Here is a 19602-nt window from a genome sequence, read left to right on the forward strand (position 1 = left end):
GTCGGTGGCCGGTGTTTGAGTGGAACCCAGTGAGGAAGCTGGGAGGCGGTCGGCATGAAGGTACGGGTGGAGCGGGATCTGCTTGTGGAGTCGGTGGCGTGGGTGGGGAAGAGTCTGCCCAGCCGGCCGAGTGTGCCGATTCTGGCGGGGTTGCTGATGGAGGCGTCGGAGGGGGAGCTGACGCTGTCGGGCTTCGACTACGAGACGTCGCATCGGGTGACTCTGCCGGCTCAGGTGGCCGATCCCGGGCGCTGCCTGGTGTCCGGCCGGCTGGTCGCCGACATCGTGAAAAGCCTTCCACACCAAGCAATCGACGTCAGCGTCGACGGCGCGAAGGTCCTGCTCGTCTGCGGCACCGCGCGCTTCACCCTGCAGACCCTCCCGGTCGACGAGTACCCGGAGTTGCCGGTCCAACCGGCGGACAGTGGTGTGCTCCGCAGCGAGGTCTTCGCGCAAGCCGTCGCCCAGGTGGCGGGTTCGGCGAGCCGCGACGACACGATGCCGGTCTTCACCGGCGTCCGGATGGAGATCGAAGGCTCCACGATCACCTTGCTGGCCACCGACCGCTACCGCCTGGCCGTCCGAGAACTGCAATGGGAGCCCAACCAGCCACCAGCTCCAGCCACCGACCCAGAAGGCACCGCGGCACCGACCACCGACCAGCCCTCGCCTGCGACTCCGACCACCGATCAGCCCTCGGCCGCAGCTCCGACCACGCCGTTGGCCACCATCCTGATCCCCGCTCGCGTGCTCTCCGATACCGCCAAGGCGATGACGGGCTCGACGCTCACCCTCTCCCTTGACCAGGAGGCTGCGGGTGGTGATGGGCTGGCTGGCTTTGCGGGTGAGGTCTCCGGCGGCTCTCGATGGACGACCACGCGGCTGCTGGATGGCAGTTTCCCCAGGGTCCGCAACCTGATCCCGGATCCCGCCGCGGTGCAGACCCGAGTGCGCATCAGCACGGCCACGCTGGTCGAAGCCGTCAAACGTGTTGCTCTCGTGGCCGAGCGCAACGCCCCGATCCGCATCACCTTCAGCGACGAGGGCGCGACCCTCGACGCCGGCAACGGTGAGGAGGCCCAAGCGTCGGAGTCCATCGAGGCCCGCCTGATCGGTGAGCCGGTCACGGTCGGTTTCAATCCGACGTACCTGCTGGACGGCCTGCACGCGATCGGCACCCCCGTCGCCCAACTCGCCTTCACCCAACCCACCAAGCCGGCCGAACTGACCGGCGCCACCGACCTGGAGGAAGACCCGCTGACGAACTTCCGCTACATCCTGATGCCGGTCCGCCTCCACAACAGCTGACCACGCGCGGCAAAGTCGATCGAGTTTCCAAGGTCCGTCCCGTTAGGTTTGTTCGATGCATGCTGGACCGGCGACGCCAGAAGCACTCCTGATCACCGGCACCGTCGGCGTCGGCAAGACGACAACCGCTTGGGCGATCGGTGAGCACCTGCAGGAGCTGGGCATCCCGCACGCGGTGATCGATCTGGACGAACTGAGGCGCGGATGGCCGGCCCCGGCCGGGGACCCCTTCAACCTGGAACTCGAACTGACCAACTTGGCCTCGGTCGCGAAGAACTACCGTGCTGCCGGCGCGATCCGGGTGGTCGCTTCTGGAGTAGTCGAGAGCCGCGCCGCCGTCCGCAGGTACGAGTCGGCCGTGGCGATGCCGCTGAAGCTCTGCCGGCTCAAGACCGATCTGGAACGCGTCCGCGCCCGGCTGACCGAACGGCACCCGCCGGGACCCGATCGGGACTGGCACCTTCGGCGCAGCGGCGAGTTGGACCTGATCCTGGACGCAGGCCTCGATGGAGACTGCGAACTTGTCGACCCAGCCCTCGATGCGCCGGCCCAAGTGGCGCGACGCGTGCTGCGGGCGATCGGCTGGACGTACTCGGTGTGAAAGCAACGCTTGCATCGCCCTGACAGCTCGTACTATCGGCATCTCCGACGAGGTGGGGGAGTTCCGGGATGGGATTCGACAGGCGGAAGTTGTCGGCGGATTTCGATGACGACCTGGACGAGTACGGCGAGCCCGGTCCGCTCAACCACAGCGCGCTGGAGCGACTGAAAGCGGCTCTCGGAGACAAGCTCGACCGTGCCCGGCCCGCGGAGACAGAGCAATGGGAACAGCAACTCCAGTCCGTGCACTCCGTCGGACTCGTGCCCTTGCTCGGCTGTCTGCGGCATCCCGATCCGGTGGTACGGCGGATCACCGCCTACCTGCTCACCTACGTCGACGACGACATCACGACACAGCTGCTCAACAGGCTGGCGGACGAAGAGGACGCGGCAACCCGGATGGCCCTCCTGGTCAGCCTCGCCGACCGGGATGCCGACCGGGTGCTGGCGTTAACGGAGCCGGGCAACTCCGACACGGACCGGCTCGGCGCCGCGTACGGGCTGACGTTGAGGCACCGACAGGCTGCGCTGGCGTCGCAGTACGGACAGGTCGGTGTGCTGTCGGCGCACCGTCAGGACGATGACGGCCCAGTGATCGCCGAGCAGGTGCTCGACGCGCTGGTGCTCTGCATCGGTCCGGCCGGCCGGACGATGACGATGGAACTGCCGTGGGCGGAGGGTGGCGGCTCCTGGGCACTCTGGGCGGTCCAACCGACGCTGCCTCCGACGGCTCTGCAGTACTGGCTGCAGCGCATGCTTGACCTCCCTTGGGCGACCGACCCGACGCTGTTCGGGAACCCTGGCTCACTCGTCCTGATGGCGACGCATCTGTACCAGACGCATCCGGAGCTGGCGATCGAGCTGGTGCCGCGGATCAGCGAGCTGGTCGCGACCACCGACCTGGGGATCGTCTCGACCGGCATACCGGATCTGCTGACCTGGTTCAAGCCTCGGCAGGGACCCGACGGCCCGATCCCCTGGGACCGGAGCGATCGACGGCTGGTCGATCTGCTCGAGCAGCTGGCGAATCTGTATGACCGGACACCGACGTCCGGCCTGCGCAGGATTCTCGTCGTGGCCGGTCATGCCCGCGCGGAGCAACTCCTGCTGGAACTGGTCGACCGGCGGCTCGTGAGCAACTCGGATGACCTACTCGCGTCGGCGATCGAGCACGCGCCCGCGCTGACTCCGCCGCTGGCCGCCCGATTCCGGCAGGAGAAGCAACTCGACCAGCTCAAGCAACTGGTGAACGCCTTTCCGGACAAGCAGGCGGTGCTTCCCGAGCTGACCGAGAAGCTGCTCGCTCTGCTGCAGTTCAGCGAGGACCAGACCACCCGTGATCCCGACGTCATCAAGGTGATGGTGATGATCTGCGAGCAGCTCGGGCGGTTCGGCGGCGCGGATCAGCAGGTACGCGCCGCCCTGCTGAGGGTCTGCGCAGGGAGCGATCTGGAGTCGCGGGCCTGGGCGGCCCGGGCCTTGATGGTGCTCGAACACCCGGCCGATGAAGTGGTACCGATCCTCGTCTCGGTGATCACCGACCATCCCAGCCGATCGACCAAGGTGCCGCCGAACGAGCCGGCCTGCGGTGACGGCGGGGGCAGCCTCGACTACCTGGCCCTGCTCTGGATCGATCAGTTCGGGCCGGCCGCGCGCGCCGCGGAGCCGGTACTGCGGACGCTGCTGTCCGAGGTGGATCCGAGCCCGTGGATCGACATCCGGGTCCAGGCCGCCAAGGCCTGGTTCAAGGTGACGGGCGACGTCGATACGGCTGTTCGCGTGCTCATCGAAGTACTGGAGACCAAGTCACTCGGTGAGGGCACCATTCTGGAGATCTCGCGGCTGGCCCCGGTACTTCCGGCGCTGGACGCGCTTGCCGGTGAAGGAAGCGCACGGGCCAAGCGGCTGGCGGCGTGGTACCGAACAACTTAGCCATCTCACAAGAGGCTGAGGGTCACGCCAAGGTACGCAGCGCCGAGGGCGGCGAGGATGCTGGCTGTGAGGTTGGCGATGGCTGGGAGTCTGGCGTTCTGTTCCCAGAGGCGGAGCGTTTCGTAGGAGAAGGTCGAGTACGTCGTGAGGGCGCCGCAGAAGCCGGTACCGACGAGGAGCTGGACCCAATGCGGGGCATCGGCGGTCGTACTGGCTCCTACGACGAAGCCGAGGATCGCTGAGCCGACGACGTTGACCGTGAAGGTGCCCCAGGGGAAGTCGCCGTCGTGGCGGGACTGGATCGCACGGTCGGTCAGGTAGCGCAGCGGCGCCCCGACGACCGCACCGGCGATGACGAACAGCACCTTCATCGAGCGCTCCGGCGGCTCCGGCGGACGAGGGTGCGGGTGAAATGCGTACCGGCGAAGACAGCGGCGACGGCGCCGATGACGGTCGCGAACAGGTAGCCCAGTGCGGTCACCGGATGGCCATCGGCCAGCAACCGCTGGAGGTCGACGGCGTACGTCGAGAACGTGGTGAACCCGCCCAGGATCCCCGTCCCCACGAACGGCCGCAGCAGCCGCTGCCCGATCCACACCTCGGACACCAGCACCATCAGTACGCCGATCAGCGCACACCCCACCACATTGATCACCATCGTTGCCCAAGGCCACGATCCGTGGCCGGCCGGCCACCCAACCCCAACGCCATAACGCGCCGACGCCCCGATCGCCCCACCGATCGCAATCACCCCAAGCACCGCAACGTCGCCTCGGCGCCGCGCCTCCACGCCCGGCGCCGCGCTTGTCGCGTCCCCGCTTGGTTCTCTGCCCGTCGCGCCGGGAACTGTTCCGGCGGGGTGCCACAGATCGACATCAGAGTCGATCGGTTCCCGCGGCGACGGATCCCTCTGCACTGACACCTCCCGGCCCTGGTGACAGCACGATAGTCCAGCCGCCTTTCCCTACAGCTCCAGCGCCCAGTCGCCGACCACTGCACAAGCTGGAGCAGGTCAGTTCCGGCGGGCCTTGAGGGCGAGGGCGTGCGGGACCGGCATGCCCTCGGGCTCTTCGACGCGTTCGAGGGTCAGCTCGGGCCGGAGGAACGCGTTGAGCAGTTCGGGCAACGGGAGATGACGCATGCCGACCCGCTGGCGGATGCCGTCGTCAGCCCAGATCGGTGACTCGTCGTGCCAGCCGGGGGTCCGGTACGACGGGTGGATCAGCCGCGTACCGTCCTCGTTCCACTGGACATGCGGACCGTTGAAGGCCGGGTGGACGCCGTAGCAGACCAGCAACCCGCCAGGGCGCAGTACGCGGACTGCTTCGCCCAAAGCGCTCGGGAAGTCATCCAGGTCGGTGGAGATCCACATCGCGATCACCGTGTCGAACGAGCCGTCGGCGAACGGCAGCCGGGCAGCGTCGGACTCGATCAGCGGGCCGTCGGTGCGCGTGCGGGCCAGCCGGAGCTGGTCCGACGAGCGGTCCACCCCGACGACCGTGCGGCCGCTGTCGCGGATGGTGTCGAAGTTGCGCCCGGTACCGCAGCCGAGGTCGAGGCAGGGGCCCGAACCGGGGCCGAGCAACTCGAGCAGACCGGGCTGATGGCGGGGTGCCCCGACCACGAACCGGGCGTCGTACCAATCGGCCAAACCGTTGTAGCGTGCGCCCATCGAGGCCTCCCCAGTCGACGAGAAACCATCCTATCCAGGCGGGGGACCGGCCTCACTTAGGTCAGGGAGGTGACCTACAGGTAGTCTTTCCTGACGCTCTCTTTAAGTTTGGAAGGTCCAACTGTGGGTTCAGTAATCAAGAAGCGCCGTAAGCGGATGGCGAAGAAGAAGCACCGCAAGCTGCTGAAGAAGACGCGGGTACAGCGCCGCAAGCTCGGCAAGTAGCCCTAGCTCTAATTGCACTGTGCGCCGCTCTGGATGTCCAGGGCGGCGTTCGATGGGGTTTTTGCTGTCTGGCTGGGGGTCACTCGTGGCACAGGTAGTGATGGTTACCGGCGTCTCTCGAGATGCCGGTGCTCGCTGTGCCCGCAGGCTCGCCGCTGACCCCGAGATCGACACCGTGATCGGGATCGACGTGGTGCCGCCAAGGGCCGAGCTCGGCCGGGTCCGGTTCGTCCGGGCGGACATCCGCAACCCCGTCATCGCAAAAGTCATCGCCGGTGAGGACGTCGACACAGTCGTCCACACGGGCGTCGTGGCGACCCCTGGCAGCGCCGGGGGACGGTCGTCGATGAAAGAGATCAACGTCATCGGCACCATGCAACTGCTCGCCGCGTGCCAGAAGGCGCCCGGCGTGCGCAAGCTCGTGGTCAAGTCGTCGACCACGGTGTACGGCGCCGGTCCGCGCGACCCGGCGATGTTCACCGAGGAGATGGCGCCGCGGGCGATCCACCAGACCGGGTTGAGCAAGGACGCGGTCGAGGTCGAGGGGTATGTGCGCGGGTTCGCCCGGCGCCGCCCCGACGTCTGCGTCACCACGCTGCGGATGGCCAACTGGATCGGTCCGCAGACCGACTCCCCGATCACCCGGTACTTCGCGATGCCGGTGGTGCCGACCGTCTTCGGCTTCGACGCCCGGCTGCAGTTCCTGCACGAGAACGACGGCGTCGAGGCGATCCACCACGCGACCGCGAACGATCTGCCCGGCACCTTCAACCTGGCCGGCGACGGCGTGGTCACCCTGTCCCAGGCGATCCGCCGCCTCGGCCGGCCCGCCTTCCGGCTCCCGTCGTTCACCGCAGCCAGTACGGCGGCCGTTGTACGCCGAGCCCGGCTGGCCGACTTCTCGCCGGACCAGATCACCTTCCTGACCTACGGCCGCGCGGTGGACACCACCCGGATGCGGAGCGAGTTCGGGTTCGAGCCGGAGTACACGACCGCCGGAGCCTTCGACGACTTCCGCGCCCACCTCGGTACCGGCGCCGTCACGCAGGCCTCGCGCCTGCTCACCGCCGGCCTGGGAGCACTGCGTGGCTGACGCCGACGTCATCCCGATCGGATCGGGCGGCCGCCCAGGCCGCGGCAGCGGACGCCGTACGACGCCCTCGTCCGCGGCACGCGCCCTCGCGGGCCCCGAGGCAGCCAAGGAACGGGCCGACCGGGCCCGCAACCGGACAACCAAGGCCCGCGTTGATGCCGAAGCCGTCCAGCCCGCTGAGCTCGGCAAGGCGAAGCGGCCTGGTAAGGCTCGGGTCGGCAAGGGCGCTGCCGGCGATCGCGGTCAGGCAGCCAAGCCCGAGCCGGCCGATGATGGTGTGAGCCCGTCGGCGGCAGCGGTAGAGGAGCTGGCTGCCGGGTTCGGCCCGCAGGCCGGCGACTTCGGCCAGACCAGTGCTGAGCCGCGCGGGCCGAAGGACTTCGCGCGGTTCGAGAAGATCGTCCGGGACACGCTGGGGGCCGACGGGGAGCGACAGTTGGCTGAGTTCCTGGCCTTCCTGCGGCGGCGGTTGACGGGGGAGTACGAGGTCGACGAGTTCGGCTTCGACCCCGATCTGACCGATCACGTGATGCTGAAGTTCCTGCGTCCGCTGGCGGAGAAGTGGTTCCGGGTCGAGGTGCGCGGGATCGAGAACATTCCCGAGACCGGCAGCGCGCTGATCGTCGCGAACCACTCCGGCACGATGCCGATCGACGGGCTGATCACCCAGCTGGTCGTGGCCGACCACACCAACCGGCCGCTGCGGACACTGGCCGCGGACCTGGTGTTCAAGACTCCGTTCGTCGGCGAGCTGTCCCGCAAGGGCGGGGCGACGCTGGCCAACAACGACGACGCCGAGCGGCTGCTCCGGCAGGGCAACCTGGTCGGGGTCTGGCCGGAGGGCTTCAAGGGGCTCGGCAAGCCGTTCAGCGAGCGGTACAAGCTGCAGCGGTTCGGTCGCGGCGGCTTCGTCAGCGCGGCCATGCGGACCGGCGTACCGATCGTGCCGTGCTCGATCGTCGGCGCCGAGGAGATCTACCCGCTGGTCGGCAACATGGCGTCGCTGGCCCGGCTGGTCGGGGTGCCGTACATCCCGGTCACCCCGTTCTTCCCACTGCTCGGCCCGCTCGGCCTGATCCCGCTCCCGTCGAAGTGGCTGATCGAGTTCGGCGAGCCGATCCGCACCGACGAGTTCCCCGACGGCGCCGCCGACGACCCGATGCTGGTCTTCAACGTCACCGACCAGGTCCGCGAAACCATCCAGCAAACCCTCTACACCCTCCTCATGCAACGCCGCAGCGTCTTCTTCTAACCCCCCGCCCCCCAACCTGCGGCCCCACCCACACCTGCGCCCGCCCGCGCCACCCCCGCCCGCGCCCCGCCCGCGCCACCCCCGCCCGCGCCACCCACACCTGCGCTCCGCCCGCGCTACCGGCCCCGGGCGCGCCCCGGACGTACCGGCCCACCCTCGCGACCTTGAGCACCCGCCAGTCGCCAACACCCCACGCCGCTGACTGTCCCGTGCCCAAAGTGCAAGCCGTCCGCCCGCGCCACCCCCACCCGCGCCCGCCCACTCGTGCACTTCGCCCGCGCCGCCCCGCTCCTGCACCCCGCCGGCCCGGGCGCGCCCCGGACGTACCGGCCCACCCTCGCGACCTTGAGCACCCGCCAGTCGCCAACACCCCACGCCCCTGACTGTCCCGTGCCCAAAGTGCAAGCCGTCCGCCCGCGCAGGGCTGCTCGACTACGACTTTGAGCACCCGCCAGTCGCCAACACCCCACGCCGCTGACTGTCCCGTGCTCAAAGTGCAAGCCGTCCGCCCGCGCAGGGCTGCTCGGCTACGACTTTGAGCACCCGGCAGTCGTCGACACCTCGCGTCGTTGACTGTCCCGTGCTCAAAGTGCGAGCCGTCCGCCTGCGCGGCGCTGCTCGACTACGACTTTGAGCACCCGCCAGTCGTCGACACCTCGCGCCGTTGACTGCCCCGTGCTCAAAGTGCGAGCCGTCCGCTCGCGCAGGGCTGCTCGTCTGCGACTTTGAGCACCTGCCAGTCGTCGACACCTCGCGTCGTCGACTGCGCCGTGCTCAAAGTGCGAGCTGTCGGCCGGGGGCCGAGCTTGAGTGGGACTTTGGGCACCCGGCAGTCGTCGGTGGCCGGCTTTGGTGACTGTCCGGTGCTCAAAGTGGGAGCTGTGTTCGTGGGGGTCGGGGACCTTGGGCACGGGACAGGCAGGGGGAGGGGGGATTGGTGGCTGGTGGGTGCTCAAAGTGGGGGGATGGCGGGGTGGGACGTGCGAAGAGCCCGGCTTCCGTGGGGAGGCCGGGCTCTTCGGGGTGGTGATCTGTTCCTGGGGTGGTGATCAGTTCCAGGGGGGTAGGAGGGTCTGGAGGACGCCTGGGAGGTTGATTGTTGGGAGGTTCAGGGTTGGAAAGGGCCAGGGCCAGCTCGGGGTGCCGGGGGTGGGCAGCGTGGGGACGATGGGTCCCGACGGTGTCGTGCTCGGCTTGGTCGAGGGCTTGGGTGGCGTCTTCAGGTCGGTCGGCTTGGTGGTCGGCTCCTGGACGATGGTGGTGTCCACCGTCTCGGGGGGAACCGTGGTGACCCCGGAGCTCGGCGGCTTGGCCGACGGCGCTGTCGTGGTCTTGCCGCTCGGGGACTGGCCCGCCTTGATCGGCGTGCTCGGCTCCGTGCCGGGGTTGATCGCGGGGGCCGGGCCGCCGTTCTTGGCCGGCTTCGGCTTGTCGCACTTCGGGCACGTCGTGGCCGCTCGGTTGGCCTGCTGCTCGAGCATCGACAACGCCTCGACAGCGGGTTTGAGCGACTCGGGTGGCAACTTCGGAGCGAGCTCACCGATGGCCTGGCGGGCGCTGGTGATGAACGCGGTGACCTCCGCGATGGAGGCCGGATCGCCGTCCTGCTGGTATGACGCGACGAGCCTGGTGATGCCCTTGCGCGCCTGGATGGTGAAGTCGGCCAGGGTGCTGTTGATGGTGGCCGCCTCGCCACCGTTGTTCACCAGCGCCTGGATCTCGGACAACCGGGTCTTGGCATGGTCGAGCTCGCGCCGGCCGCGGGAACCGTCCCCGACGCTGACGTTGGTGGAGACGTTCTCGATGCCGCGCTTCATCCCGTACAGCGCGTCGCCGGGCATCGCCTGCTGAGCGGCGGCGGCAGAACCGATGCCACCTCCGAGCAGGACCAGCGCGGCGGTACTGGCCACCAGCCGGATCCGCCGGCCGTGACGATGGCGGATATCTGTCACGGACGCGTCGTCGTCCTCGCGCTCGGGCGGATCGTCCGAGTTGTCCGGAAGGCTGGGTACCACGGTCGGAGTGTTCGTCGCGGCTCGCGCCGCGGCCTGCTCGAGGAGGCGGTGCCTCAGCTCGGCAGCGAACTCCGGTCGCGGTGTCACTGCGCCGGCGGTCCTCAGCCGTCCGACCAGCTCCACAGCTTCCATCAGCTCAGGGTCATCGCTCAGTCGCGAAGAGTGACGGGGCCCGTGATCGACGGCGTGCGCGAAGGTCTCCGCGCGCGCTCGAGCCCTGTGTAGGTCACTCATGAGTTCTCGTTCTCCTCAATGGCCGATCGGGGTCACCGAAAGGTCCTCACACAGGCAAACGAGGAAACTCCCTGACGGGTTACGAAAGACATTCGTTGTCATCCTCCTCACCTCAAGTCCTTGGGGATAACCTTCGCCAAGTGCCGGACGGCCCTCAGTTGCAGTTGCTTGACGGCGCCCTCGGATTTCTCCAGCGCCTTGGCCGTCTCCGCGATCGACAGACCGGCGAAGAATCGCATCGTCAGGCAGTCGCGCTGCTCCTCGGGCAGCGCGGCCACGGCGTCCCGGAGCACCTCGGCGGTGGCCGCGGCCAGCACGTCCACCTCCGGGCCTTCGGTCTGCCGGTCGTGCGTCTCGATCTCGTCGGTGACCACTTCGAGCCGGACCCGGCCCGATTTGTAGTGGTCGGTGATCAGGTTCCGGGCGATCGTCACCAGCCAGGCGCCGAAGTCCCGGCCCTGCCAGCGGAACGAGTCCAGCGCGCGCAGCGCCCGGACGAACGTCTCACTGGTCAGGTCCTCCGCGAGCGCCGATGACGACACCCGCGCGTAGATGTAGCGATACACGGTCAGCGAGTACTCGTCGTACAGCTCGCCGAACGCACCGACGTCCCCTGCCTGGGCGCGATCGACGAGCTCTGCGCGTCTCATCCCGTCCGGGCTTGGCTCCGGCGTCGTCAAGTTCTCTCCCCGTTCAACTGACACGTCTGCGTCTGACACGTCTTTGTAAGACACTGCCGCGGATGGCCACAGCGGCTGAGACAGCACCGAGCGTTACGCCTGAAGCACCCGCTGTCAACAGCGCGCGGCGTGCCGCCTTCCGTCCGGTCCGATAATCGCGCACCTTCCAGCCGGCCACCTCGGCATGCCGGCGGAGCCTGGAATCGGGGTTGATCGCGCAGGGGTGGCCCACCAACTCGAGCATCGGCAGGTCGTTGACCGAATCCGAGTAGGCCGCACAATCGGCCAGGTGAGGCCCCTCGTGCGCCGCCAGCGCGCGGACCGCCTCCGCTTTCGCCGGACCATGCAAGATATCGCCGACCAAACGCCCTGTATAGACCCCGTCACGCGTTTCTGCAATCGTTCCCAGTGCTCCGGTCAGGCCGAGCCGGCGCGCCATCAGCCGGGCCACCTCGACCGGCGAGGCGGTCACCAGCCAGACCCGCTCGCCCGCGTCCAGGTGCGCTTGCGCGAAGGCTTTGGTGCCCGGCCAGATCCTGTCGGCCATCAGTTCGTCGAAGATCTCCTCGACCAGGATCTGTACCTCGGCCACCCGGTGCCCGGCGATGAACGAGAGCGCCGACGAGCGTGCGTTGGCGACCGATTCGGGTGTCTCGCCCTGCAGCCGGAACCTGAGCTGGTCGACCGCCTTGCTGGCGATCTCGGCGCCGGTGAAGAACTTGCGCCGGTACAGACCTCTGGCCAGGTGGTACACCGAGGCGCCCTGCAGCATCGTGTTGTCGAGGTCGAAGAACGCGGCCGCGTGGGTCACCGGCGGGGTCTGCAACGCCGCCTCGAGTTCGGCGGCGGCGGCACTCGCCTGTCCGGCCAGTACCGACCGGGCGCGCAGATCGCGCGTCGTTGGTCGAGTCACAGGTAGGACCCTAGCGCCGTGCTCCGGGCCTCCGCACGTCGTCTCCGGCGCCCAGGCAGGCGCCTCGCGGCGTTGTCGGGAGGGCACGATGGAAAGCGCATCGAGCCCTCCCTCCGCCTTGCGAGCCACCTGCCTGGACACCGGAGCCACCGCACGGACTCCCGGAGCACGACCCTAGCGCTGTCGTGACAGACTCGCCTGGTGAACTTCAACTTCGCGGATGTTCTTCGTGACACAGCGCGACGTCACGGCGAACGTCAGGCGCTGGTCGACGGGGATCGGCGGCTGACCTACGGCCAGCTCGACGAGGCCGTCGACGCTGCTGCCCGGGGGTACTCGGCGGCGGGTCTCGTACCGGGGTACCGGGTGGTGCTGCTGATGGCGAACAGCATCGAGTTCGTGACCTCCTACCTGGGATGTCTTCGCGCCGGACTGGTCGCCGTGCCGCTCAACACGGGCCTGACCAAGGGCGAGATCGGCAACGTGATCGCGCACTCCGGCGCCCGGCTGGCGGTCGCCGACGGGGATCTGGCGGACAAGCTCGACGGCATCAGGGTGGTCCGGCCCGGCGAGCTCGGCGGTGACGCTCCGCTTACGCCGCAGACCGACCCGGAGGCCCTCGCGGTCCTGCTCTACACGTCCGGTACGAGCGGCGACCCGCGCGCGGCGATGCTGACCCACCGGGCGCTCGGCGCGAACGTCCAGAACCTGGCCGACCTCGGCGAGGACCGGATGGGCCCCGACGACGTCGTGCTCGGCGTGTTGCCGATGTTCCACGCGTTCGGCCTCAACGCGGTGCTCGGCTGGGCCGTCGCGACCGGCGCGCAACTGATCATCGAGGCACGGTTCGACTCGACCGCCACCATCGACCTGATCCGGCAGTACGGCGTGACGCGCCTCCCGCTGGCGCCGCCGGCTCTCAACGCCTTCATCGCCCGGCCGGACCTGAAGGAAGCGCTCAGTACGGTCAAGGTCGTGCTCACCGGCGCGTCGACGCTCGATCGTGGGCTCGCGGACCGGTTCGAGCAGGCCACCGGCCTGTTCGTGCACCAGGGATACGGCCTGACCGAGGCCTCGCCCGGCGTCACCGCGACGCTCGGCGAGCACGACCCGAAGCCCGGCTCAGTCGGCCGGCCGCTGCCGCACGTGGAGCTGCGGATCGCCGACGAGCAGGGCGAGGACGTCGAGGGCGACGACCCGGGCGAGATCCTGATCCGCGGCAAGAACCTGTTCTCGGGCTACTGGCCGGACGGCGTCGACGGCCCGGACGGCGAGGGCTGGTACCGCACCGGCGACGTCGGCTTCCTCGACGCCGACGGCGACCTGTTCCTGGTCGACCGGCTCCGCGAGCTGATCATCGTGTCCGGTTTCAACGTGTTCCCGAGCGAGGTCGAGGAGGTCCTCGTTCAGGCGCCGGGAGTGCGGGAGGCGGCGGTCATCGGCGTACCGTCCGAGGACACCGGCGAGGCGGTCAAGGCCTTCGTCGTACCGGCGACCGGCGCGGCACTCGACCCGGGCACGATCGGCGAGTACGCCGCGACCCGGCTGGCCCGGTTCAAGTGCCCGGTCGAGATCGAGGTGGTCGACCACCTGCCGCACTCGGTCACCGGCAAGGTCGCCAAGGGCCGCCTGAGGGAGGCCGACCGATGAGCGATCGCGTCACCCTCTACGGCAAGCCCGGCTGTCACCTCTGCGACGACGCCCGGGCGATCGTCGCCGGAGTCTGCGCCGAGCTCGGCGTCACCTGGAGTGAGATCGACATCACTCAGGACGAGCAGCTCTTCAAGGAGTACGGCGAACAGATCCCGGTCACCTTCGTCGACGGCCGCCAGCACGACTTCTGGCGGGTCGACCCGGTCAGGCTGAAGAGGGCCTTGACAACTTAGTGCTCTTGACCACTTGCCAGTCTCTCGATTTTGTTCTCACGTTCACAAGCTCCTAGAGTGGGGTGGTCGCCAGCCGTGAGGCGGTGACTCGCGAACCACCCCGAGTAACAGCTCTAGCCAGGAGAATTGTGACGCCTGCCCGCAGCCGTCGCCCCGGCGCGCCGACGAGAACCGAACGCGGCATTCCCGAGGCCACTGTCGCGCGCTTGCCGGTGTACCTGCGGGCCCTGACCGCCTTGTCGGACAGTGGCATCGCCACCGCGTCGAGCGAGGATCTGGCGACCGCGGCCGGGGTCAACTCGGCCAAGCTGCGCAAGGACCTGTCCTACCTGGGCTCCTACGGCACCCGCGGGGTCGGCTACGACGTCGAGTACCTGCGCTACCAGATCGCCCGCGAGATCGGCGTCACCCAGGACTGGGCGGTCGTCATCGTCGGGATCGGAAACCTGGGCCACGCGCTGGCCAACTACTCCGGCTTCGGCACCCGCGGCTTCCGGATCGTCGCCCTGCTGGACGCGGATCCGACGCTGGTCGGCGAGCAGATCGGCGACATGATCGTCCGGGACTTCGCCGAGCTGGAGGAGATCGTCGCGGCCGACCGGGTCTCGATCGGTGTGATCACCACTCCGGCCGGTCCGGCCCAGGAGGTCTGCGACCGGCTTGTATCAGCCGGCGTCACCAGCATCCTCAACTTCGCACCGGTGGTACTGACCGTGCCGACCGGCGTCGACATCCGCAAGGTGGACCTCTCGATCGAGTTGCAGATCCTGGCGTACCACGAACAACGAAAGTCCGGAGAGGCGGCGCTCCCCGAGGTGCCCGAACTGCCAGCGATGAACGGTGTGGTCTCCGATCTGCCCAGTGTCGGCGGGGGTGTGCTGTGAGTTACCTGGTCGTCGGTATCTCCCACAGGTCAGCCGACATCTCCGTACTCGAGCGGGTGGCCCTCGATCCGGACGCCGCGACCAAGCTCGCGCTCGCGGTCCAGCACACCCCGGCGGTGACCGAGTCGGCCGTCCTGGCCACCTGCAACCGCACCGAGGTCTACGCGAACGTCGACCGCTTCCACGCCGGGATGGACGAGGTCACCGCGATCCTCTCCGACGTCACCGGCGTACCGCTGCTCGACCTGGCCGAGCACCTCTATGTGCACTTCGAGGAAGGCGCCGTCTCGCACCTGTTCCAGGTCGCCGTCGGGCTGGACTCGATGATCGTCGGCGAGAGCCAGATCCTCGGCCAGCTGAAGGAGACGCTGCGGATCGGTCAGGACCTGGAGACGATCAGCTCCGCCCTGAACCCCCTGTTCCAGCAGGCATTGCGGGTCGGCAAGCGGGCTCGGTCCGAGACCGGCATCGACGCGGCCGGCCGGTCGGTTGTCTCCGCGGGACTCGAGGCCGTCGGCGGCTACGAAGGCCGCCGTGCTCTCGTCGTCGGCGCCGGCTCGATGGCTTCGCTGGCGGCCCAGACGCTGCTCAACGGCGGTGCGGCGAGCGTGACGATCGCCAACCGCAGCTACGACCGCGCGGTCGCGCTGGCGGACCGGATCGGCGGTACGGCGATCAAGCTCGCCGACGTCCCCGGCGCCATGCGCGAGGCCGACCTGATCGTCTCCTGCACCGGCGCGCGGGGCGTGGTACTGACCGAAGAGATGGTCCGCGACGCCGCCGACGGGCGGCCGCTCGGAGTACTGGACATCGCGCTGCCACGGGATGTCGATCCCGCGGCCGCGCGGATCGAGGGCGTCACCCTGGTGACGCTGGCCGATCTCGCCGGTACGGCGGGTGGCAGCGCGGCCGACATCGACGAGGTACGCCGGATCGTCGGCGAGGAGACGGGTGCCTTCGAGGCGACCCGCCGCGCCGCATCCGTGCTGCCGACCGTGGTCGCGCTCCGGACGATGGCCAGCGAGCTGGTCGACGCAGAGCTGGCCAGGCTGGACCGCAAGCTGCCCGGGCTGGACGAGGTCCAGCGCGGCGAGGTGGCCCGGACCATCCGGCGGGTGGTCGACAAGGTGCTGCACACGCCGACCGTGCGGGTGAAGGAACTGGCCGCCGATCCGGGCGGCCCGACCTATGCCGACGCGCTGCGGGAGCTGTTCGCCCTCGATCCCGCCACCGTGGACGCGGTCACCGCTCCCAAGACTTCACAGGCAACCGGAGGTGATCCCGCATGATCAGGCTCGGAACGCGCAGGTCGGCGCTCGCGACAGTCCAGGCGAACCACATCGCCGACCGGCTGCGGGCCCTCGGTCACGAGGTCGAACTGGTCCCGATCGTCACCACCGGCGACACCAACCGCGCCCCGGTGGAGCAGATCGGCGGTACCGGCATCTTCGTCAGCGCACTGCGCGACGCGCTGCTGGCCGGTGAGATCGACATCGCGGTGCACTCGCTGAAGGACCTGCCGACGACGCCGGAGCCCGGGCTGACGCTCGGCGCGATCCCGGAGCGTGAGGACCCGCGGGACGTGCTGGTCGCCCGTGACGGACTGAGCCTCGGCGAGCTGCCGACCGGTGCGTTGGTCGGCACCGGCTCTGCCCGGCGTCAGGCCCAGCTGGAAGCGCTCGGACTGGGCCTCGAACTGACCGGGATCCGCGGCAATGTGGACACGCGGATCGCAATGGTCACGGATGGCAAATTGGACGCGGTGGTGCTCGCAAGGGCAGGGTTGGCCCGGTTGGGCCGGCTTTCGGAGGTCACCGAGACGCTGGATCCGATCCAGGTGCTGCCGGCACCGGGACAAGGTGCCCTGGGCATCGAATGCCGCGACGACGATGACGTGGTGCTCAAAGCCCTTGCGCCGTTGGAGGATCCCGCGGTACGCGCCGCGGTGACGGCCGAACGGCAGTTGCTGGCCACGCTCGAGGCAGGGTGCACGGCTCCGGTCGGCGCACTCGCGGAAGTGGTCGAAGGTGAGGACGGGCCGGAGCTGTGGCTCCGGGGAGCGCTCGGCCAGGACGGCGGCGTCCGGCGGCTGTCGGCGAACGGGTCGGTCGACGATCCACGCGCGGTCGGCCGGGCTCTCGCGCACGATTTGCTGGAGCAGACATGACACCGGCACGGGGAACGACGCACGCGAGCACGAGTACGGGTACGAGCACGAAGACGAGCAGGACAAGGGCAAAGGCGACAGCAGACGTGAGCAGCGCGAAGACAGCGGCCACCCCGGCACCCCAGAAGGTGCCGGCCAAGATCGCCGCCAGCACCACGACCGCCAAGCAGACCAGGCCACTGGGTCACGTGACCTTCGTCGGCGTCGGCCCGGGCGATCCCAGCCTGCTGACGATCGCCGGCCGGGACGTGCTGGCGAACGCCGACGCCGTCGTGGTCGAGGGTCCTGAGCACGACGCCTTCCTGGTGTACTGCAAGCCGGGCGTCGAGGTCATCGACGGCTCCGGCGCCGAGGGCAGCCGGGCGCTGCGGGTCGCGGCCCGGGCCCGGCTGGTGGTGAAGACCGCCAAGGCCTCGTCGAACGTGGTCCGGTTGCTGACCGGCGACCCGTTCACCTTCTCCAGCGGGGCCGAGGAGGCGTCCGCCTGCCGCAAGGCCGGCATCAGCTTCAACGTGGTTCCCGGGGTCAGCGAGGTGAGCGCCGTTCCGGCGTACGCCGGGATCCCGCTGACGATGAAGAGCGACCGCGAGGTCACGGTGCTCGACCTGGCCGAGGCCAAGCTCGACTTCAGCCGGCTGCACCCCAAGCAGACGCTGGTACTGCTGAACGCGACCGAGGTCCTGAAGGACACCACCGCCGCGCTGATCGAGTCCGGCTTCGACGCCGGTACGCCGGTCGCCGCGACCGTCGGCGGCACCACCACCGCGCAGACCTCGGTGGTCGGAACGCTCGGCACGATCGTGGCCGACCTGCGGGCCGCGAAGCTGGTCGGCGAGGCCGTGATCGTGGTCGGCGCGGTCGTCGAGCAGCGCGAGTCGCTGTCCTGGTTCGAGACCAAGCCGCTGTTCGGCTGGCGGATCCTGGTGCCGCGCACCAAGGACCAGGCCGGCCCGCTGATGGACCGGCTGCGCCGCTACGGCGCGATGCCGGAAGAGGTGCCGACGATCTCGGTCGAGCCGCCGCGCAACCCGCAGCAGATGGACAAGGCCATCCGTGGCCTGGTCGAGGGCCGGTACGAGTGGGTCGCCTTCACCTCGGTGAACGCGGTCAAGGCGGTCCGGGAGAAGTTCGACGAGTACGGTCTGGACGCCCGGGCGTTCTCCGGCCTCAAGATCGCCGCGGTCGGCGAGAAGACTGCCGAGGCCATCAGCGCCTGGGGCATCCGGCCGGACCTGCTGCCCTCGGGTGAGCAGTCCGCCGCCGGGCTGGTCGAGGACTGGCCGCCGTTCGACGAGGTGCTGGACCCGATCAACCGGGTCTTCCTGCCGCGGGCGGACATCGCCACCGAGACGCTGGTGGCCGGCCTGACCGATCTCGGCTGGGAGGTCGACGACGTCACGGCGTACCGGACCGTCCGGGCCGCGCCGCCGCCAGCGCCGACCCGCGAGGCGATCAAGTCGGGCAAGTTCGACGCGGTCGTCTTCACCTCGTCCTCGACCGTGCGCAACCTGGTCGGCATCGCCGGCAAGCCGCACGCGTCGACGGTGATCGCGGTGATCGGCCCGGCGACCCTGAAGACCGCCGAGGAGCACGGCCTGCGGGTCGACGCGATGGCCGAGGCCCCGTCCGCGGAGGAACTGGCCGACGCACTCGCTCGCTTCGGCGCGGATCGCCGTGACACGATGCTCGAGGCCGGTGAGCCGGTCACCCGTCCGTCCGAGCGCCGCTCGGGCTCCCGCAGGAAGAGCTAGCTGATGTCTGGTTTCCCGGAGGTTCGTCCGCGGCGGCTGCGGTCGTCGGCAGCGGTTCGGCGGCTGGTCGCCGAGACCACGATCGAGCCGCGGCAGCTGATACTGCCGATGTTCGTCCGGGAAGGCGCGCGCGAGCCGATCGCGATCAGTTCGATGCCGGGCGTCTACCAGCACACCCGCGACACCGCCCGGAAGGCCGTCGCAGAGGCGGCCGCGCTGGGCCTCGGCGGAGTGATGCTCTTCGGGGTGCCCACCTCGAAGGATGCCGTCGGTTCTGGTGCGGTCGACCCGGACGGCATTCTGAACGTGGCGATCCGGGACGCGGTGGCCGAAGCGGGTGACGACCTGCTGGTCATGTCGGACCTCTGCCTCGACGAGTTCACCGATCACGGGCACTGCGGCGTACTGGATGCCCAGGGCCGGGTCGACAACGACGCGACGCTTGAGATCTACGCGGAGATGGGTGTGGCCCAGGCTTCGGCGGGCGCTCACGTCGTCGGCCCTTCGGGGATGATGGACGGCCAGGTCGGCGTGATCCGGACCGCCCTCGACGGCGCCGGCTTCCAGGAGACGGTGATCCTCGCGTACGCCGTGAAGTACGCCTCGGCCTTCTACGGTCCCTTCCGTGAGGCCGTCGACTCGTCCCTCCAGGGTGACCGCAAGACCTACCAGCAGGACCCCGCGAACGCCCGCGACGCGATCCGCGAGGTCGACCTGGACATCGCTGAAGGTGCCGACATCGTGATGGTGAAGCCGGCCCTGGCGTACCTCGACATCATCCGCCAGGTTCGCGACCACGTGACCGTCCCGGTCGCCGCGTACAACATCTCCGGCGAGTACGCGATGGTCGAGGCCGCCGCCGCCAACGGCTGGATCGACCGCGAACGCGCCATCCTCGAAACCCTCAACTCGATCCGCCGGGCCGGCGCCGACACGATCCTCACCTACTGGGCCGCCGAGGCCGCCCAGTTGCTCGTCCGCCGCTGAGCC

The 19602-nt window shown here is 69.2% G+C and carries 19 protein-coding genes; 13 read left to right on the forward strand and 6 right to left on the reverse strand.

Features of this window, described 5'->3' with window-relative positions; all coding sequences use genetic code 11:
• Window positions 1-54 precede the first annotated feature (54 nt).
• From dnaN to ACIA12_RS26510, 3 genes are all read left to right on the forward strand, one after another.
• Window positions 55-1308 (forward strand): DNA polymerase III subunit beta, encoded by a 1254-nt coding sequence (gene dnaN / locus ACIA12_RS26500; protein WP_396369776.1) that lies wholly within the window; start codon window positions 55-57, stop codon window positions 1306-1308.
• Between the two features lie 55 nt (window positions 1309-1363).
• On the forward strand, window positions 1364-1909 hold the full coding sequence (locus ACIA12_RS26505) for an adenylyl-sulfate kinase (protein WP_396369777.1): 546 nt from the start codon (window positions 1364-1366) through the stop codon (window positions 1907-1909).
• Window positions 1910-1977: 68 nt separating this feature from the next.
• Complete coding sequence (locus ACIA12_RS26510; RefSeq protein WP_396369778.1) at window positions 1978-3840, forward strand: hypothetical protein; 1863 nt, start codon at window positions 1978-1980, stop codon at window positions 3838-3840.
• A gap of 5 nt (window positions 3841-3845) precedes the next feature.
• Here ACIA12_RS26510 and crcB read toward each other — a convergent pair whose 3' ends face one another.
• The 3 genes from crcB to ACIA12_RS26525 form a co-directional block, all read right to left on the reverse strand.
• Window positions 3846-4211 carry a fluoride efflux transporter CrcB gene (crcB, locus tag ACIA12_RS26515; RefSeq protein ID WP_396369779.1) on the reverse strand — a complete coding sequence of 122 codons (366 nt, stop codon included), beginning with the start codon at window positions 4209-4211 and terminating at the stop codon, window positions 3846-3848.
• Window positions 4208-4762 (reverse strand): fluoride efflux transporter FluC, encoded by a 555-nt coding sequence (locus ACIA12_RS26520; RefSeq protein ID WP_396369780.1) that lies wholly within the window; start codon window positions 4760-4762, stop codon window positions 4208-4210. The genes crcB and ACIA12_RS26520 overlap by 4 nt, the downstream gene beginning before the upstream one ends.
• Window positions 4763-4852: 90 nt before the next feature.
• Entirely contained in the window at window positions 4853-5512 is a 660-nt protein-coding gene (locus ACIA12_RS26525; protein WP_396369781.1) for a class I SAM-dependent methyltransferase, read from the reverse strand.
• Window positions 5513-5635: 123 nt separating this feature from the next.
• Between ACIA12_RS26525 and ACIA12_RS26530 the strand changes: the two genes are divergently transcribed.
• The 3 genes from ACIA12_RS26530 (at window position 5636) to ACIA12_RS26540 (ending at window position 8082) form a co-directional block, all read left to right on the forward strand.
• Window positions 5636-5737: a 30S ribosomal protein bS22 gene (locus ACIA12_RS26530; RefSeq protein ID WP_008356322.1), complete on the forward strand. Its 102-nt coding sequence runs from the start codon at window positions 5636-5638 to the stop codon at window positions 5735-5737.
• Between the two features lie 100 nt (window positions 5738-5837).
• Window positions 5838-6830, forward strand: a complete 993-nt coding sequence (locus ACIA12_RS26535; RefSeq protein ID WP_396370426.1) for an NAD-dependent epimerase/dehydratase family protein — start codon at window positions 5838-5840, stop codon at window positions 6828-6830.
• On the forward strand, window positions 6823-8082 hold the full coding sequence (locus tag ACIA12_RS26540) for a lysophospholipid acyltransferase family protein (protein WP_396369782.1): 1260 nt from the start codon (window positions 6823-6825) through the stop codon (window positions 8080-8082). Before ACIA12_RS26535 ends, ACIA12_RS26540 begins: the two co-directional genes overlap by 8 nt.
• 1049 nt (window positions 8083-9131) lie before the next feature.
• On the opposite strand, the gene ACIA12_RS26545 is transcribed toward ACIA12_RS26540, so the two are convergent.
• The 3 genes from ACIA12_RS26545 to ACIA12_RS26555 form a co-directional block, all read right to left on the reverse strand.
• Entirely contained in the window at window positions 9132-10229 is a 1098-nt protein-coding gene (locus ACIA12_RS26545; RefSeq protein WP_396369783.1) for a DUF5667 domain-containing protein, read from the reverse strand.
• Between the two features lie 209 nt (window positions 10230-10438).
• Window positions 10439-10981: a sigma-70 family RNA polymerase sigma factor gene (locus ACIA12_RS26550; protein WP_020388025.1), complete on the reverse strand. Its 543-nt coding sequence runs from the start codon at window positions 10979-10981 to the stop codon at window positions 10439-10441.
• 43 nt (window positions 10982-11024) lie between these two features.
• Window positions 11025-11924 carry an HAD family hydrolase gene (locus tag ACIA12_RS26555; protein ID WP_396369784.1) on the reverse strand — a complete coding sequence of 300 codons (900 nt, stop codon included), beginning with the start codon at window positions 11922-11924 and terminating at the stop codon, window positions 11025-11027.
• Window positions 11925-12125: 201 nt separating this feature from the next.
• Between ACIA12_RS26555 and ACIA12_RS26560 the strand changes: the two genes are divergently transcribed.
• From ACIA12_RS26560 to hemB, 7 genes are all read left to right on the forward strand, one after another.
• On the forward strand, window positions 12126-13574 hold the full coding sequence (locus ACIA12_RS26560) for a class I adenylate-forming enzyme family protein (RefSeq protein ID WP_396369785.1): 1449 nt from the start codon (window positions 12126-12128) through the stop codon (window positions 13572-13574).
• Entirely contained in the window at window positions 13571-13810 is a 240-nt protein-coding gene (locus ACIA12_RS26565; RefSeq protein ID WP_396369786.1) for a glutaredoxin family protein, read from the forward strand. Before ACIA12_RS26560 ends, ACIA12_RS26565 begins: the two co-directional genes overlap by 4 nt.
• Before the next feature lie 128 nt (window positions 13811-13938).
• Window positions 13939-14694: a redox-sensing transcriptional repressor Rex gene (locus tag ACIA12_RS26570; RefSeq protein ID WP_396369787.1), complete on the forward strand. Its 756-nt coding sequence runs from the start codon at window positions 13939-13941 to the stop codon at window positions 14692-14694.
• Window positions 14691-15983, forward strand: coding sequence for a glutamyl-tRNA reductase (locus tag ACIA12_RS26575; protein WP_396369788.1), 1293 nt, complete (start codon window positions 14691-14693; stop codon window positions 15981-15983). Before ACIA12_RS26570 ends, ACIA12_RS26575 begins: the two co-directional genes overlap by 4 nt.
• Entirely contained in the window at window positions 15980-16861 is an 882-nt protein-coding gene (gene hemC, locus ACIA12_RS26580; protein ID WP_396369789.1) for a hydroxymethylbilane synthase, read from the forward strand. The genes ACIA12_RS26575 and hemC overlap by 4 nt, the downstream gene beginning before the upstream one ends.
• Window positions 16858-18612: a uroporphyrinogen-III synthase gene (locus ACIA12_RS26585; protein ID WP_396369790.1), complete on the forward strand. Its 1755-nt coding sequence runs from the start codon at window positions 16858-16860 to the stop codon at window positions 18610-18612. Before hemC ends, ACIA12_RS26585 begins: the two co-directional genes overlap by 4 nt.
• 3 nt (window positions 18613-18615) lie before the next feature.
• A complete protein-coding gene (gene hemB / locus ACIA12_RS26590) occupies window positions 18616-19599 on the forward strand; it encodes a porphobilinogen synthase (RefSeq protein ID WP_396369791.1) in 984 nt (327 codons plus the stop codon).
• The last annotated feature ends 3 nt before the right edge of the window (window positions 19600-19602 follow it).

The organism is Kribbella sp. NPDC051620 (genome assembly GCF_044453825.1).
In the GTDB taxonomy this organism is placed as follows: Bacteria; Actinomycetota; Actinomycetes; order Propionibacteriales; family Kribbellaceae; genus Kribbella.